General features: G+C 67.9%; 16 protein-coding genes. 9 read left to right on the top strand and 7 right to left on the bottom strand.

Annotated elements, in window-relative coordinates:
- Nucleotides 1-44: 44 nt before the first annotated feature.
- Genes GR702_RS20155 through GR702_RS20135 form a run of 5 tightly spaced genes read right to left on the bottom strand, consistent with a single transcriptional unit; the run spans nt 45 to nt 4680 of the window.
- Nucleotides 45-554, bottom strand: a complete 510-nt coding sequence (locus tag GR702_RS20155) for a VOC family protein (protein WP_160987354.1) — start codon at nt 552-554, stop codon at nt 45-47.
- Entirely contained in the window at nt 551-2218 is a 1668-nt protein-coding gene (locus GR702_RS20150) for an FAD-dependent oxidoreductase (RefSeq protein ID WP_160987353.1), read from the bottom strand. Before GR702_RS20150 ends, GR702_RS20155 begins: the two co-directional genes overlap by 4 nt.
- A gap of 47 nt (nt 2219-2265) precedes the next feature.
- On the bottom strand, nt 2266-3045 hold the full coding sequence (locus tag GR702_RS20145) for an SDR family NAD(P)-dependent oxidoreductase (RefSeq protein WP_160987352.1): 780 nt from the start codon (nt 3043-3045) through the stop codon (nt 2266-2268).
- 43 nt (nt 3046-3088) lie between these two features.
- Entirely contained in the window at nt 3089-3904 is an 816-nt protein-coding gene (locus GR702_RS20140; RefSeq protein ID WP_160987351.1) for a glucose 1-dehydrogenase, read from the bottom strand.
- Nucleotides 3901-4680 carry an SDR family oxidoreductase gene (locus tag GR702_RS20135; protein WP_160987350.1) on the bottom strand — a complete coding sequence of 260 codons (780 nt, stop codon included), beginning with the start codon at nt 4678-4680 and terminating at the stop codon, nt 3901-3903. Before GR702_RS20135 ends, GR702_RS20140 begins: the two co-directional genes overlap by 4 nt.
- Nucleotides 4681-4822: 142 nt before the next feature.
- Between GR702_RS20135 and GR702_RS20130 the strand changes: the two genes are divergently transcribed.
- Together GR702_RS20130 and GR702_RS20125 are read left to right on the top strand one after the other, a co-directional pair.
- Nucleotides 4823-6268 (top strand): aromatic ring-hydroxylating oxygenase subunit alpha, encoded by a 1446-nt coding sequence (locus tag GR702_RS20130; RefSeq protein WP_160987349.1) that lies wholly within the window; start codon nt 4823-4825, stop codon nt 6266-6268.
- Nucleotides 6265-7056 carry a ThuA domain-containing protein gene (locus GR702_RS20125; protein ID WP_160987348.1) on the top strand — a complete coding sequence of 264 codons (792 nt, stop codon included), beginning with the start codon at nt 6265-6267 and terminating at the stop codon, nt 7054-7056. Before GR702_RS20130 ends, GR702_RS20125 begins: the two co-directional genes overlap by 4 nt.
- Before the next feature lie 111 nt (nt 7057-7167).
- Here the strand turns inward: GR702_RS20125 and GR702_RS20120 are convergent, their stop codons facing one another.
- Nucleotides 7168-8289, bottom strand: a complete 1122-nt coding sequence (locus GR702_RS20120; RefSeq protein ID WP_160987347.1) for an acyl-CoA dehydrogenase family protein — start codon at nt 8287-8289, stop codon at nt 7168-7170.
- A 163-nt stretch (nt 8290-8452) separates the two neighbouring features.
- On the opposite strand from GR702_RS20120, the gene GR702_RS20115 reads away from it, so the two are divergent.
- The gene (locus GR702_RS20115; RefSeq protein ID WP_160987346.1) at nt 8453-9226 is read left to right on the top strand and encodes a helix-turn-helix transcriptional regulator; all 774 of its coding nucleotides are present in this window, start codon (nt 8453-8455) and stop codon (nt 9224-9226) included.
- A gap of 39 nt (nt 9227-9265) precedes the next feature.
- Here GR702_RS20115 and GR702_RS20110 read toward each other — a convergent pair whose 3' ends face one another.
- The gene (locus GR702_RS20110) at nt 9266-10906 is read right to left on the bottom strand and encodes a GMC family oxidoreductase (protein WP_160987345.1); all 1641 of its coding nucleotides are present in this window, start codon (nt 10904-10906) and stop codon (nt 9266-9268) included.
- Nucleotides 10907-11060: 154 nt separating this feature from the next.
- Between GR702_RS20110 and GR702_RS20105 the strand changes: the two genes are divergently transcribed.
- The 6 genes from GR702_RS20105 to GR702_RS20080 all read left to right on the top strand — a co-directional run.
- Nucleotides 11061-11456, top strand: a complete 396-nt coding sequence (locus tag GR702_RS20105) for a Zn-ribbon domain-containing OB-fold protein (RefSeq protein ID WP_160987368.1) — start codon at nt 11061-11063, stop codon at nt 11454-11456.
- A complete protein-coding gene (locus GR702_RS20100; protein WP_160987344.1) occupies nt 11453-12637 on the top strand; it encodes a thiolase family protein in 1185 nt (394 codons plus the stop codon). Before GR702_RS20105 ends, GR702_RS20100 begins: the two co-directional genes overlap by 4 nt.
- A 5-nt stretch (nt 12638-12642) precedes the next feature.
- Nucleotides 12643-13851, top strand: a complete 1209-nt coding sequence (locus GR702_RS20095; protein WP_160987343.1) for an acyl-CoA dehydrogenase family protein — start codon at nt 12643-12645, stop codon at nt 13849-13851.
- Between the two features lie 76 nt (nt 13852-13927).
- Complete coding sequence (locus GR702_RS20090; RefSeq protein WP_160987342.1) at nt 13928-14917, top strand: thiamine pyrophosphate-dependent dehydrogenase E1 component subunit alpha; 990 nt, start codon at nt 13928-13930, stop codon at nt 14915-14917.
- Nucleotides 14918-14934: 17 nt separating this feature from the next.
- Nucleotides 14935-15948 carry an alpha-ketoacid dehydrogenase subunit beta gene (locus tag GR702_RS20085; protein ID WP_160987341.1) on the top strand — a complete coding sequence of 338 codons (1014 nt, stop codon included), beginning with the start codon at nt 14935-14937 and terminating at the stop codon, nt 15946-15948.
- 13 nt (nt 15949-15961) lie between these two features.
- The coding region (locus GR702_RS20080; RefSeq protein WP_337192654.1) for a biotin/lipoyl-containing protein at nt 15962-16457 on the top strand (496 nt) is incomplete at its 3' end.

The following is a 16457-nucleotide window of genomic DNA, read 5'->3' as shown; positions in this document are numbered from 1 at the left end:
GGTGCGCGGCTCGCCTCGCCGATGCCGCGCGTCGCGCGCCGCGATCAGATCGGCAGGATCTGCGGCGTCTTCCGGATTTCCAGGATCTCGAACACGTTGCCGAAGAAGTCGCGGCAGTAGGTTCCGGTGTAGCCGTGCTTTACCCCCTCGGCATCGACGGTGATGGCCTCCAGCGCGGGCGGGGCATGCACCGGCAGTCCCGCCGCGACGATGCGCTCGTGCACGGCGGCGACGTCCTCCACCTGCAGCGCGATATGCGTGTAGCCATAGCGGTTGACGCCCCGGCGCGGGTCCTGCGGGGGCTGCGCGGGGGCATCGTACTGGAACGCCTCGATCTGGACATTGCCGAGGCGGCAGAAGAACTGCCGCGCGGCGCTGCCTTCCAGCCCGACGATCGCGTCGATGAAGGGGTTGTCGGCCCATTCCATCGGCGCGACTTCCTCCACCGCGCCCAGGATGTCGATGTAGAACTCGCGCGCCTTGGCGAGATCGGGCACCGAAACGCCGATGTGGTGGACGCCGATCACGCCGGGAAGAGGCCGGGGCGCGCTCACGCCGCAGCCTCCGCCACGTTGTGCGCACCCGCATTGCGCTGCGCCGCGTGACGCCCGGCAAGGTAGCCGAACACCATCCCGGGGCCCAGCGTGCCGCCGCCGCCGCCATAGGTCATCCCCATCATCGAGCCCATCGCGTTGCCTGCCGCATAGAGCCCGCCGATCGGCGCTCCGTCCACGTCGAGGACGCGGCCGAGCGTATCGGTCTTGGGGCCGCCCTTGGTGCCGAGCGCGCCGGACTTGACCTCGGCGGCGTACCAGGGGCCGCCCTCCAGCTTGCCGAGCGTGGCCTCCTTCTTCCCCTTGTGCGCGGGATCGCCCCAGTAGAGGTCGTAGTAGCTCTCGCCCCGGCCGAAGTCCTCGTCCCTGCCGTTCTCGACCATCGCGTTCCAGCGGCTCACCGTCTCCTCGAGCGCGCCTTCCGGGATGCCGAGTTTGCCGCCAAGCTCATCGAGCGTGTTCCCCCGCGCGATCCATTCCGCGGGCTCCTTGCGGTGCTCGCCATCGCCCACCCCGATGAGCTGCGTGTCGAGGAAGCCCCACTTGTCGTAGAAGGCCTGGTTGAACAGGCACCATGCCGGCAGGTTCGCCCAGGAGCAGGAATTGAGGTCCTGCACGTGGAACGCGGCGCCGAAGGCGTTGTAGTTGGCGGCCTCGTTGGTGAAGCGCCTGCCCGTGCGGTTGACCATGATCGTGCCGGGCAGGGTGCGCTCCCCGGTGAAAAGCATGCGGCCCATCGGGTTGAGCGGCGCCTCGACGACCGGCATCCACCACGCCTCGCGCATCGAGGAGAGCATCGCACCGGCCTTCATCGCCATGCGCAGGCCATCGCCCGTATTGGTCCTGATCGAGACCGGCGAGGTGAGGGGGCCGCGCAGGAAAGCGGCCTTGAACGCCTCGTTGTGCTCGAAGCCGCCGGTCGCCAGCACCACGTTGCCCGCGCCCACCGAGCGCCCGTCGTCGAGCGTGACGCCGGTGACCGCGCCGTCCTCGATCACCAGGTCCCTGCCGCCGGTGCCCAGCAGGAACTCCACTCCCCTGTCGAGGCAGCCGCGCAGGAGCCGGCCGACGAGGGCATGGCCAAGGCCGCGCTCGTCGTTCTCGGCGCGGCGCCGGGCTTCCTCGGGAGGCAGCGGATCGGGCACCGCCTGCGCGAGCGAGGTCTCGCCGACGGTGAAGTGGACGTGCGGCCAGTAATAGGGCGACACTTCCACCCTCTCGCCCCACTCGCCCAGTTCACCATAAGGGTAGACCGCGCATTCGAGAGTGCGGCCGCCGCGGCTGGCCGCGCCGGGCTGCTCGGGATGGTAGTCGGGGAAGTGCGGCACGACCATGAACTGGACGGGCGTGCGCTCCTCGAGGAAGGAGACCATCTCGATGCCGCCATCAATATAGGCTTCGGCCATGTCCGGCTCGATCAGCCCGTTGGACATCGATGCCAGATAGGTCAGCGCCTTTTCGCGGCTGTCCTCCTTGCCGTATTCCTTCTGATGCGGGTTGCACGGGATCCAGATCTGGCCGCCCGACCAGGCCGAGGTGCCGCCAAGCTTCTCGCCCTTTTCGATGACGAGGACTTTCGCTCCATGCTCGGCCGCCGTGAGCGCGGCCGTCAGCCCCGCCGCGCCCGAGCCGAGCACGACGAGATCGTAAGCGTCATTTGCCATCTTCTCTCTCCCGACAGGCCGGCATCTTCGTGCGGGCCCGGTTGAACTCAGACCTGCGTGAACCCTCCGTCCATCACCAGTTCGTCGCAGGTCATGAAGCTGGATGCGCTGCTGGCGAGGAAGACGACGCCGCCCGCCATTTCCTCCGGCCTGCCGAGGCGGCCAATGGGGTGCGTGACGTTCATCGCCGCCACCGAAGCCTCGCGCGAGGGGGAAGCGCCCAGCGCCACGTAGCGGTCCATGATCGAGCCGAGCATCGGCGTCTCGATCCCGCCGGGGTGCACCGAGTTGACGCGAATGTTGTACTTGAGCGCCGCGAACTCGGCGCCAAGGCACTTGCTCAGCATCATGATCGCCGCCTTGCTGACGCAGTAAGCCGAATTGAACGCCGCGCCCCTGAGCCCGCCCACGCTGGAGAAGTTGATGACCGATGCGCCGGAGGGGCGCGCCTTGCCGCCCTCCTTCAGAAGGTCGAGCAGCACCTGCGTGCCGATGATCGCGGAATCGACGTTCACCGCGTTCACCTTGTGGAACTCGGTCAACGTGGTGTCCTCGAAGCGGGTGACGATGGAGAAGCCGGCGTTGTTCACCAGCGCGTCGAGCCGGCCGTACTTCTCGCGCACGAGGCTTTCCACCGCCCGCCAGTCGGCCTCGTTGGTGACGTCGTGGCGCAGGTAATGGTCCGCGCCTTCCACTTCGGCATCCTCGCGCAGGTCGGTAGCGACCACGATGGCGCCCGCGGCCTTCATGGCCTTGACGATTTCACGGCCGATGCCGCCGGCTGCACCGGTGACGACGGCGACGACGTCGGGAAGGGCGATGGTCATCGTGGGAACTCTCCGTTTTCAAGAGGCGTGATCGGGCTCGCGGTCACTGCGCGGTCCACCCGCCGTCGACCACCAGCTCCGCGCCGGTCACATAGGAACTGTCCGAGGAGGCGAGGAAGAACACCGCGCCCGCCAGCTCGGACGGCTCGGCGAGGCGCCCGATCGGCGTCCTGCTCGACATGAGGTCGACAAGGTCCTGCGCCTTTGCGGCAACGCCCTTGTCCACCCAGCGCTGAAAGCCTTCCTGCAGCAGCGGCGTCACCACGAAGCCGGGGTGCAGCGAGTTGGCGCGGATGGGCATCTTCTTTTCGGCGAACTCCAGCGCGATGGACTTGGTGAACAGGCGCACCGCGCCCTTGCTGGCGTTGTAGCCCGACACCTCGCTCATGCCGACAAGGCCCATGATCGACGAGACGTTGACGATCGAGGCGCCGCCTTTCACCTCGCCTCCGCTCTGCGCCAGCAGCGGGACGAAAGTGCGCGTGCCAAGGAACACGCCGTCGACGTTGATCGCCATGATCCGCCGCCAGCCTTCCAGCGAGGTGGTGGCGACCGGGCCGGTGAGATCGATGCCCGCGTTGTTGACGAGAACGTGCAGCCGCCCATGCCGCTCGGTCACGGCGGCGAGCACCTTGCTCCAGTCCTCCTCGCTCGTGACATCGGCCTGCACGTAGCTGGCCGCCTGCCCCAGGCGGGCCAGGACATCGGCCGCATCTTCGGGCGAGGACAGGTCGGTCAGCACCACCTCGGCGCCCTCGGCCAGGAACCGTTCCACGCAGGCGAGACCGATGCCGCGAAGCCCGCCCGAGACGAGCGCGACGCGGCCCTTGAGGCGCTGGGAGCCGAAATCCTCGATCATACGCCGTTCATCCCTGCAGTGGACGCGCCGTCCATCGTGAATTCGCTTCCCGAGCAGAACCGCGCCTCGTCGCTCGCCAGCCATGCCACCATGCCGGCCACTTCCTCCACCGAGGCCATGCGACCCATGGGAGAAAGGCCCTCGTAGGCGGCGCGCGTGGCGGCTGGATCGGCGGACTTCTCGATCAGGCCCGAGATCATCGCCGTTTCCACCACGCCCGGCAGCACGGCGTTGACGCGGATGCGGTACTTCCGGTTGCCCGCGTGGACCGCCGCCGACTTCACCAGCGCGACGACTGCCGCCTTCGAGACCGAGTACGCCACGAAGTTGCCCATCGCCCGGTGCGCGTTCATCGAGGAATTGACCACGATGGAGCCTGTCGCCCCTTCGGGATTGCGGGCCATGGCGCGCATCGCGTGCTGCACGGTGAGCATCGCGCCGGTGAGGTTGACGCCGATCACCTTGTCCCAGCCCTCGATCGTGATGTCCTCGATGCTGGCGTCGCCGCTTTCGGTGCCGGCGTTCGCGAAGGCGAGGTCGAGGCGGCCACGGCGTGCGAGGATGCCGGACATCAGGGCGTCCCATGCACCCGCGTCGGTCACGTCGTGGGGGATGAACTCGGCTCCGGTGGCGGCGCAGACCGTCTCGGCGGCAGCGCGGTTGGAGCCGGTAAAGATCACCTGCGCACCTTCCGCGCAAAGGCGCTCGACCGTGCCGGCACCGATACCCGAGGTGCCCCCGGTGACGAGCGCCACCTTGCCTTCAAGCCGCTTCACCGCATTCTCCCATCTGCTTTGCGGCGAACATGACCGATCCGCGCGCCGCGGCAACCTATGACTTGAGCAAGGTGACTTGGAGTGCCGGAACGTCCAGACATGGTCCCAAACAGGGTAACTGTGCTTGGGAGAGTGAACACCGATGGCTGACCGTGACCCCGAACTGGCCATGAAACTGGGCGAGGACCGCAGCGAAGGCATCAGCTGGGCCGAGCTCATGGCGCAGGATTCGCGCGAAGCCCCCGCGATCCTGACGCAGGAGAGCTATACCTATCGCGGCTCCGACCCGATCCCCGCTGAACGCTACATCAGCGAGGAATTCGCCAGGCTCGAGCGCGAGCGCATGTGGCCTCACGTGTGGCAGTTCGTCGCCCGCGAGGAAGACCTGCCGGAGCCGGGCGACTACATCGTCTACGAGAACGCCGGGCGCTCGTTCCTCGTCAGCCGGCAGGACGACGGCTCGATCCGCGCGATGCACAACGTATGCCTCCATCGCGGCCGCAAGCTGCGGACGGAGGAAGGCGTTGCCGACAAGTTCGTGTGCCCCTTCCACGGCTTCGCCTGGAACAAGGACGGCAGTTTCCACTCGATGCCCTGCCAGTGGGATTTCCCGCACCTGCAGAAGGAGGGCCTCGACCTTCCCGAGGCCGAGGTCGGCCGCTGGGCGGGCTATGTCTTCCTGCGCGAGGAGAAGGGCGGGCCGAGCCTGGAGGAGTTCCTCGCCCCGCTGCCCGAGCACTTCAAGCGCTGGCGCCACGAGGAATGCGCTAGCGTCATGCGCGTCGCCAAGGAAGTGCCCGCGAACTGGAAAGTGGTGATGGAGGCCTTCATGGAGGCCTGGCACACCATCGTCACCCATCCCCAGCTGCTGCCGTTCACCGGCGACTCCAACGCCGCCTACTGGACCTGGGGCGACAACGTGAACGTGAATCTCGTGCCGTTCGGCGTGATGAGCCCGCACATCGTCGCCAACGGCCAGGCCGGGCAGGGCGAGCAATGGATCGTCGACGAGTTCATCAAGTACAACGGCCGCTCTGGCGACAACTACGAGGGTGAGGCTTCGGCCAACCCCATGGCGATCCAGGTGCCCGAGGGCGTCACCGCACGCGCCGCGCTCGGGGCGGCCATGCGCCAGGCCTATACCGAAAGCACTGGCTACGACCATTCCGACGCGACCGATGCCGAACTGCTCGACGCGCTCGTCTACAACGTGTTCCCGAACTTCGCGCCCTGGGGCGGGTTCATGCCGAACATCGTCTACAACTGGCTGCCGGGGAAGACGCCGGACACCTGCATCATGGAAGTGCGCGTGCTGGCCCGCATTCCCAAGGGGCAGCCGATTCCGCGCGGCGCTCCGCTTCGGATGCTGCGGCTGGACCAGAAGTGGACCGAGGCGCCCGAACTGGGCATTCTCGGCGACGTGTTCGAGCAGGACATGGACAACCTGCCCTTCGTCCAGCAGGGGCTCCACGCCTCGAAGACGGGCAAGGTCAATCTCGGCAACTACCAGGAAATCCGCATCCGCCAGTTCCAGGACACGCTGATGAAGTACATCGACGGCGAGCGGGGCGGGGCCGCCCAGGCATGAGCGAGAGCGAAGGCGGGCATCCCCCGCGCATCGACTGCGTCCTCGTCTGCGGCGGGGTGTGGCACGACATGGATTTCGCGCGGCTGGAGCTGCTCAAGCTGCTGGCCGAGGATCCCGCCGTGCGCACCCGCGTGTTCGAGGACTACGAGAACCTCGACGCGCTGCGGCAGGCCGACATCCTCGTCACCTATACCTGCGACGTCACCCCTTCGCTGGCGGCGCAGGAGGTGCTGCGCGACTGGCTGGCGGCAGGGGGGCGCTGGTATGCGCTGCACGGCACCAATTCGGTCCTGCGGCTCCTGTCGGAAGGGCCCGACGCCGGGCTGTGGGACGCGCCGCGCTGGGCGCCGCTGTTCATGGACATGCTGGGCTCGCAGTTCATCTCGCACCCCCCGATCGCGCCCTACACGGTGACGGTGGCCGACCCCTCGCACCCGCTGGTGCGGGGCATCGAGCCGTTCGAGACCACCGACGAGCTCTATCACCTCGAAACCCACGGCGATCTGCACGTCCTGCTCGAGACGGAGTGCACCGGGCCCGGCACCGGCTTCGTCGAGGCGGCCGACGCGCCCGGCACGCACCCGGTCATGTACCTCAAGGATCATGGGCGGGGCGCCGTGCTCTACAACACGCTGGGGCATTGCCGGGGCCATTACGACCTCCAGCCCATGCTCGACTGGTGGCCCACGGTGGACCGCTGCGCATGGGACCTGCCGGTGTTTCACGATCTCCTGCGGCGCGGGATCGGGTGGCTGAAGGCGCGTGTTCCCTCGACAGGGCCGGAGTAGGCGCCGCGCGTCTTCTCGAAGATTACCGGCACCGTTCCATGGCCGTGACGAAAAAGAGGGGCGGCTGCGCAGGCGCGGCCGCCCCTTTCGTCAGGTGGTGGATGTGCAAACTCAGTTCAGCAGCCCCGCATAGCGGTCGAGCGCGGCCTGCGGCCCCTCGGGCCAGCGGGAAAGGACGAGCAGGCGCTTGTGCCCGCCGCCGATGGCCAGTTCATCGGTCACGCCCATGCCGCCGTGGAACTGGATCATCTCGTGCCCAAGCTCCACCGAGGCACCGGCGATGAACGCGCGGGCGCCGAGCACGGCCTTCGCGAAGTCCTCGCTTCCCCATGATACCAGCGCGAGGTTCAGCAGCGCGCGGCTCTGCTCGATCACGGCGTATTGTGCGACCATGCGATGCTGCACGGCCTGGAACGAGCCGATCGCGGCGCCGAACTGGTCGCGGGTGCGCAGGTAGTCGATCGTGTCGGCGAAGAGCCGCTCCATAATGCCGAGCGCCTCGGCGCTGCGGGCGAGGGCGGCGAGGTGGGAGACTTCCGAGATCGCGGCTATGCCATCGTCGGTCAGCCTGTGGTCCGCTGGCACGGGCACGCGGTCAAGTTCCAGCGACGTGGCGACGCTGCCATCGGCCATGGTCCAGTCGGTGGTGAAAAGGCCCCGCGCGCCTGCGGGCACAAGGAACAGGCCGACGCCCGCCTCGTCCTGCGGCGCGCCGGACAGGCGCGCCGAGACGACGTAGCCGTCCGCTCCGCTGCCCGAGGCGCAATAGGGCTTGGTGCCCGACAGGCGCCAGCCATCGCCGTCCTGAACGGCACGGGCCTCCACCCACACCGGTCCGCCGCGTGCCTGCGCTTCGGCATGGGCGAGGGCGAGGCGCTTTTCGCCGGTAAGAAGGGCATCCAGCCATCGTGCCTGCAGCGGCTCGGGCGCGGTCGCCGCGAAGAGGCGGCCGGCCATCATCACCGCTTCCGCCAGCGGTTCCACCACGAGGCCGCGGCCCAGCGCCTCGAAGACGGTGGCGATGCCGGTGGCGTCGAGGCCGAGGCCGCCCTGCTCCTCGGCGAAAGGCGCGGCGATCAGGCCCAGTTCGCCCAGGAGCTGCCAGTTGGTGCTCGAGAACCCGCCCGGCTCTGCCAGGAAGGCGCGGCGGCTGTCGTGGTCGTAATGGTCGCTGACGAACCGCTCGGTCAGGGCTTTCAGCATTTCCTCGTCTTCGCTGAGGTCGAAATTCACGTTCCACTCCCGCCAGGCCCTTCCGGGACTTCCCGCCTTCCTACCACCGGCGGCCGGAGCGTTTCCGCTGGGCAAAAGGCTAGTCATGAAAACGCAGGTTTTGGGCGCTTCAAGCGATTGTGCCGCCAGTTCCGCCGGGCTAAGAGGACGAGGAGAGGATCCCATGCAACTGCTGTCCCAGGAAAAGATCGACGCCGTCCGGGTGACGTCGCCCGAAGGCATCCGCCCGGCCGCCGAGGCGCTCCACCGCATTGCGATGGAACACGGCATGCGTGCCGCGCCTGCCCACGACATCGCCGACAAGCGCACGCCCGTGGACGCCGATGGCAACATGCTGGCGACGGAAGTCTTCGGCTGGGGCGACGACGACCGGGTGTGGTGGCGCAATTCGCGCATCGCGCTCGATTCGCCGCTGACCACCGCCTGCCGGTTCGAGAGCCTGCCGTTCTGGGCCAATGCAGAAGGGTTCCGCACGCGCGAGCCCAACGCCTATCTCGCCTCGATCGACATCGGCAACTTCGAAACCCGCGCCATGACCCGCGCCGCCATCGGCGTGCCGGTGCACCTGCCCTTCGGCCAGATCGGCGCGGTCAGCTTCAACCCGCTCGACCGCGACAAGACCGACCTCACCGAGGAGTTCGCCCGCCTGTCGGACGCGCTTGGGCTCTATGCCCGTACGTTCATTGCAACCTACGTGCAGGTGATGGGCTCCACCCAGGCGCTGCCGCCGGAATCGCGCCTCTCGAAGCGGGAAGTGGAGTGCCTGCGCTGGGCCGCCATCGGCAAGACCGACCTCGAGATCAGCATGATCATGTCGCGCAGCCGGGCGACCGTGCGTTTCCACATCCACAACGCGGCGACCAAGCTCAACGCGGTGAACCGCAGCCAGACCGTCTTCAAGGCGGCGCAGCTGGGCTATATTTCGCTGCAGAACTGAAACGCCGCGCGCCCGCTTTTGGGCCTGTAACAGACGTGCTCAGGCCCGGGCGGCGCGGTCCTCCAGCATCAGCTTCGCGCCCCTGAGGCCCACGGCCATGGCAGGCGCGTTCGTGTTGCCGGTCACGTGCCAGGGCATGACCGAACAGTCCGCCACGCGCAGGCCCTGCACGCCGTTCACTCTCAGCCGGGGATCGACCACCGCGTCGCGGTCGCCGCCCATCCGGCACGAGCGGATGGCGTGGAGCCCGCAGCTGGACAGGCGGCGGAACATGGCGAGCACGTCCTCGTCGCTCTCCACCTGAGCGCCGGGCACCAGTTCCTCGCCCACCATGTCCGCGAGCGGCCCCGACCGCACATAGGCCCGCATGGCGCGCACCAGCGCCACGGCGGAGCGGCGGTCGTGCTCGGTGGAAAGGAAGTTGTGCAGGATCTGCGGCGCGTCGGCCGCGTCGGGGCCGCTCGCGCGCACGCTGCTCTCGCTGGTGAGGCGCAGGAGCTGGCCGTAGATGGTGACGCCGGGCAGAGGATCGATCTTGTCGAGCGGGACGGGGTCCTTGTCGTCGCCGACCTTGAAAGTGTAGCCGCCCAGATAGAACTGCGCGTCGGTGCGCCCGTCGGGATGCGCGACGTTGTCGAAGGCGCCGATCTCGAACGGGCCCGTCGCCAGCACACCGTCGCCGCGCAGCAGGTAGCGCAGCATGGCCAGCGCCGCGCCGATGCCGAAAAAGCTGCGGTTGGTGCCCTTGCCCCGGTCCAGCCGGAACGGCATCGAGAGCGAGAGATGCTCGATCATCCGCTCGCCGACGTCGGGTGAGTGCGCGACGAGGGGGATGCCCGCCGCCGCAAGCCTGTCGCGGTCGCCAATGCCGGAGCGCTGGAGCAGGAGCGGGCTCTCCATCGCGCCCGCGCTGACCACGATCTCGCCCTTGCAGTCCAGCCGCAGAGGGCGCCCGTCGACGGTGACGTCGATGCCGACCGCGCGGGTGCCATCAAAGACGATGCGCTCTGCCATGGCGCCGGTCAGGACGGTGACGTTGGGCCGCTTGCGCGCCGCGGCGAGATAGGTGCGGGCGGACGAATCGCGCCGGCCGTTGCGGATATTGTGGCTGTAGTACCCCACGCGCGGCCCGGAGACGGCGTTGAGGTCGTCCACCCGGCGCAGCCCTTGCGCTTCGCCCGCCTCGATCATGCGCTCGGCCAGCGGGTACTTGAAACAGGCGGGATCGACGCGCACCAGCCCGCCGCTGCCACGCATGGCCGAAGGACCGGCCTTGTGGTCCTCCAGTTCGAGGAAGGCCTGCGTCATGCTCGCGCCGTTCCAGCCGGTGGCGCCCGCCTCGCGCTCCCAGGCGTCGTAATCGGCAGGTTCGCCCCGGCTCCAGATCATGCCGTTGATCGAAGAGGAGCCGCCAAGGCCCTTGCCCCTGATCCACACCTCGCCCGCGCCCGGATCGTTGGCGCCGGGGTCGCGCGGCTGGGCGACGTGGTAGGCCCACATGTGTTCCGGGCGCTTGACCAGCTTGGCCACGCCCTTGGGCAGCGTCACCCAGAAGCTGTCGTTCTCGCCGCCGGCCTCCAGCACCAGCACCTGCGAGGTGCCGTCCGCGCTCAGCCGCTCCGCCATGACGCAGCCCGCCGAGCCCGCGCCGACGATGATGTAGTCCCATTGCTTCGACATCGTTCGTCTCTCCCGCCCCGAGAGGTCGCACGAACTAGTGCAATGACTACCCTAGCGTTTTGGTGAGTCACAAAGGGGGCGCGGGCAGGCTTAAACCGTTCCCATGACCGGACCCTCGAAAGCCGGATGGGCTGGAATGCCGGATGGGAGCGAGATGCGAGCGATAGCCGAAGGACTGTTCACCGACGAGGCCGAGCCTCGGCTGATCGGCGGCAGGGACCGGGAAACCGGCCGCATCGTCTTTCCCTGCCCGCCGTCCGCCGCCTACGAACCCGTGGCACTGTCGCGGGAGGGGACGCTGTGGTCCTATACCGTCCAGCGCTATCGCCCCAAGTCCCCGCCTTATGCGGGCCCCGAGGCGTTCCGGCCATGGATCGTCGCCTATGTGGAACTGCCCGGAGAAGTGATCGTGGAAGCGCCGCTGCATGGCGTCGGCTTGGATGACGCGAGGATCGGAATGCCGGTGCGGTTCGCTCCCGCGCCGCTCCATCCTGACGATCCCGAGAGCGTCCTGATCCCCGCCTTCGCAGCTGCAGGAGTTCCGGCATGAGCGACGTGTGCATCGTGGGCATCGGCATCCATCCCTTCGGGCGCACCGACGGCCTTTCCGGGCTGGACCAGGGCGTGTTCGCGGTCCGGCAGGCGCTGGCCGATGCCGGGGTTGAGTGGCCGCAGGTCCAGTTCGCCTACGGAGCGTCCGACGCAGCCGGCAATCCCGACACCATGGTCGACCGGCTCGGTCTCACCGGCGTCCAGTTCATCAACGTGAGGAACGGGTGCGCGGCGGGGGGCTCGGCGCTGTTCTCGGGACAGATGGCGATCAAGTCCGGCGAGTTCGACCTTGGCATCGCGGTGGGCTTCGACAAGCACCCGCGCGGCGCCTTCAACGCGCTGCCGAGCGAATACAACCTGCCCGACTGGTACGGCGAGGTCGGCCAGATGGTCACCACGCAGTTCTTCGCGGCCAAGATCATGCGCTACATGCAGATGTTCGGAATCTCCCAGCAGACGCTGGGGCGGGTGGCCGAAAAGGCATTCCGCAATGCCGTCCACGCGCCCCATGCCTGGCGCCGCCAGCCGGTCTCTCTCGAGGAAATCCTCGAAGCGCCGCTGGTGAGCGATCCTTATACCAAATACATGTTCTGCTCGCCCGCCGAGGGCGGTGTCGCGCTTGTCCTTGCCAGCGAGAAGAAGGCGCGCGAACTGGGCAAGCCGCTGATCCGCCTCAAGGCCGCGACCATGCGCACGCGCCCGCCCCACAGCTTCGAGGTCTTCGCGCCCTCGATCGACGTGGTGGAGGATGACAGCGCGCCGCGCGGCACTGCCTCGCGCATCGCTTCGGCCGATGCCTTCCGCCTTGCAGGAATCGGGCCGGGCGACATCGAGGTGGCGCAGCTTCAGGATACCGAGGCCGGGGCCGAGATCATGCACATGGCCGAGAACGGCTTCTGCGCGGATGGCGAACAGGAGCAGTGGCTCGCCGAGGGGCGCACCGAAATTGGCGGCGCGCTGCCGGTCAACACCGATGGCGGATGCCTCGCCTGCGGGGAGCCGATCGGCGCATCGGGCCTGCGCCAGGTTTATGAAAACGTCGTGCAACTGCGCGGAGACGGCGGGGGCCGTCAGGTCCAGGGCCGTGGATCGTCTCATGGATCGAGTGGGCCGAAGACAGCCTACAGCCACGTCTACGGTGCGCCAGGCGTCTCCGCCGTCACCATTCTGGAACGCTGAAGCGAATGGATATCGAACTTTCCCCCGAGGATCAGGCCTTCCGCGAGGAGGTGCGCGATTTCCTGCGCCAGAACCTTCCGCACGAGGTGCGGGCAGGCGCGGCGGCTACCCCGTCGGTCTTCGTGGAGCCGGACATCGGCCAGGCGTGGAACGCGGTGCTGAACGAGAAGGGCTGGCTCGGCTACCAGTGGCCCGCCGAGCATGGCGGCACCGGCTGGACGCCGCTGCGCCGCTATCTCTTCGAGAAGGAGTGTGCGGCCGCCGGTGCGCCCAACCTGACCGTGCTGGGCCTCAAGCTGCTGGCGCCGGTGATCTGGACCTTCGGGACCGAGGCGCAGAAGGCGCAGGTCCTGCCGCGCATCCTTTCCGGCGAGGATTACTGGTGCCAGGGCTTCTCAGAGCCCGGCGCGGGCTCCGACCTTGCCAGCCTCAAGACGCGTGCGATCCTGCAGGGTGACCATTACGTGGTCACCGGCTCGAAGATCTGGACCACCCATGCGCACCACGCCAACCGCATGTTCACGCTGGTGCGCACCAATACCGAGGTGAAGAAGCAGGCCGGCATCTCGTTCCTGCTGATCGACCTTGCCAGCCCCGGCGTTTCCGTCCGGCCGATCCTCACCAATGCCGGCGACCACGAGGTCAACCAGGTGTTCCTGGAGGACGTGAAGGTGCCGGCCGGGAACCTCGTCGGGGCAGAGGGCGAGGGGTGGACCATCGCCAAGTTCCTGCTCGAGAACGAGCGCGGCGGATCGTGCCACGCGCCCAAGCTCGCCTACGACCTCGACCAGATCGAGGCGGCCGCGAGAGAGGAAAGCGACGGCCGGGGAGGCGCGCTGTGCGACGACGTGGACTGGCGCCGCCGCGTCGCGGGCGCGCGCCTCTCGGTGAACGCGCTCGACATGATCGAGCTGCGCATCGTCTCCGAGATCGCCCGGGGTCGCAAGCCGGGCCCGCAGACCTCGCTGACCAAGCTGCTCGCCTCGAACCTGCGGCAGGAGATCGATCTTCTGGCGGTGGACCTCTACGGCCCGGCCGGTCTCCAGCTGGAGACGACGCGCCCGCTCTATGGCGACAACGCGCCGCCGGGCATCCATTCCAAGGCCGCGCAGGTCGCCTCGGCGCGCTATCTCAACAGCCGGGCCTGGACGATCTTCGGCGGCACCAACGAAGTGCAGAGCACGATCATCGCGAAATCGGTGCTCGGCCTGTGATGGCGGCGGCGCGCGCATCGCGTACAACGAAGACAAGCGAAGCGGTTTGCCGCTTCCACAATGAGAGGAACTCCTGATGCAGCTGAACCGCGAGGCCCTGACCCGCGCCTATCGCCAGATGAAGCTGATCCGCGAATTCGAGGAACGGCTTCACGAGGAGATCCAGACCGGCGAGATCGCAGGCTTCACGCACCTCTACTGCGGGCAGGAAGCCGTTGCCGTCGGCGTGTGCGAGCATCTGACGGAGCGGGACAAGATCGTCTCCACCCACCGCGGCCACGGCCACTGCCTTGCCAAGGGCTGCGACGTGGACGGGATGATGAAGGAGATCTGGGGCAGCCAGGAGGGCCTTTGCAACGGCAAGGGTGGCTCGATGCACATCGCCGACATCGACAAGGGCATGCTGGGCGCGAACGGCATCGTCGGCGCGGGTGCGCCGATCGCGGTGGGCGCGGCGCTGTCGAACAAGATCGACGGGCCCGACGAGAAAGGCAACCTTGCCGTCTCCATCGCCTTCTCGGGCGACGGCGCCTGCAACCAGGGCACCACCTTCGAGGCGATGAACCTTGCCGTCGTGACGAAGGCGCCCGCGATCTTCGTCTTCGAGAACAACCACTACTCCGAGCACACCGGCGTCGATTATGCCGTGGGCACCCGGCAGGACATCGCCAGCCGCGCGGAGGCGTTCGGCATGAAGGTCTGGCGCGCGGACGGGACGGACTTCTTCGCCGTCCACGACACGTTCCGCGAAGTGCTGGAATATGTGCGCACCCCCGGCAACGGCCCGGCGGCGGTCGAGTTCGACACCGAGCGCTTCTTCGGTCACTTCGAAGGCGATCCCCAGCGCTATCGCGGGGACGGCGAACTGGACCGGCTGCGTGCCGAGCGCGACTGCCTGAAGATCTTCCGCAAAAGCGTGACCGGCGCGGCCCTGCTGGAGGACGCCGATCTCGACCGGATCGACGCGGACGCGCTTCAGGCCATCGAGGATGCCGTTCAGGCGTCGCGCGCGGCGGCGCGTCCCGCCCCCGAGAACGTCCTCGACAACGTCTACATCAGCTACTGACGGCAGGAGCGAGAAACATGGCAAAGATGATGTATCGCGACGCCATCCGCAACACGATCTTCCAGGAGATGCAGCGCGACGAACGCGTCGTCGTGCTGGGCGAGGACGTGGTGGGCGGCATGGGCACTGCCGGCGGGCCCGAGGCCATCGGCGGCATCTGGTCCACCTCCACCGGCCTTTATGACGCCTTCGGGCCCGACCGGGTGATCGACACGCCGATCAGCGAAAGCGCTATTATGGGCGCGGCGGGCGGGCTTGCGCTCGCGGGCAAGCGACCGGTGGCGGAGATCATGTTCGCCGACTTCATCGGCGTGTGCATGGACCAGCTGTGGAACCAGATCGCCAAGTTCCGCTACATGTTCGGCGGCAAGTCGATCTGTCCGGCGGTGATCCGCATGCCCTGCGGCGCGGGCTACAACGCCGCCGCGCAGCACAGCCAGATGATCAGCCAGTTCGTCACCAACATGCCCGGCATCAAGGTGGTCATGCCCGCGACGCCCGAGGACGCCTGTGGCCTGCTGCGCCAGGCCATTCGCGACGACGACCCGGTGGTCTTCCTCGAGCACAAGTTCCTCTACGGCACCAGCGGCGAGGTGCCGGACGATCCGGACTTCTGCATCCCCTTCGGCCACGCCCGCCTTGCCCGTGCGGGGCAGGATGCGACGATCGTCGCCAGCGGCATGATGGTGAGCTACGCCGAGACCGCCGCCGACGACCTTGCGCAGGACGGCATCGGCTGCGACGTGATCGACCTTCGCACGACCTCCCCGCTCGACGAGGAGGCGATCCTCGATTCGGTGGAAGTGACGGGCCGCGCCGTCGTGGTGGACGAGGCGCCGCCGCGCTGCTCGCTGGCGACGGACATTTCCTCGCTCATCGCGCAGAAGGCCTTCGCCAGCCTGAAGGCGCCGATCGAGATGGTGACGCCGCCGCACACTCCGGTGCCTTTCGCCCGCGAGCTCGAGAGCGCCTACCTGCCGAGCCCGGCGAAGATCGCCGCCGCCGTGCGCAAGACGCTCGAATACCGGTGAGGGGAGCGCTGACATGAGCCGCATCCGCGCATTCACCATGCCCAAGTGGGGCATCGAGATGACCGAGGGCACCATCGCCGACTGGATGGTGAAGGAGGGCGAGCCTTTCAAGCGCGGCCAGACGCTGTGCCTGATTGAGACCGCCAAGATTACCAACGAGGTCGAGGCCGAATACGACGCCACCGTGCGCCGCATCGTGGTTGGCGGTGGCAGCGAGGCGGAACCCGTGGGCGCGCTGCTGGCGGTGTTCGACGAGGGCGATCACTCCGACGAGGAGATCGAGGCTTTCGTCGCCGCCTTCAAACCGGCCGAGGGCGGCATCGCCAAAGGCGCGGAAAAGGCCAAGGCCGCCGCGCAGGAGGACGCCGAGGCCGCTCCGGCCCTTAGCAGCCCGCTGCCGAAGTCGATTTTTCGGGACGGCGCTCAGCCCGGCCCCGCAGACATGATGATCAGCAGCACGCCGGCTTCGGCTGCGACTTGGCCGACGAGGGCGAAGATCAGCGCGTTTT

Source organism: Novosphingobium silvae (assembly GCF_009856825.1).
GTDB classification, from domain to species: Bacteria; Pseudomonadota; Alphaproteobacteria; order Sphingomonadales; family Sphingomonadaceae; genus Novosphingobium; species Novosphingobium silvae.
Note: the sequence above shows the minus strand (reverse complement) of the source record. Positions and strands in the feature narration are given on the sequence as shown.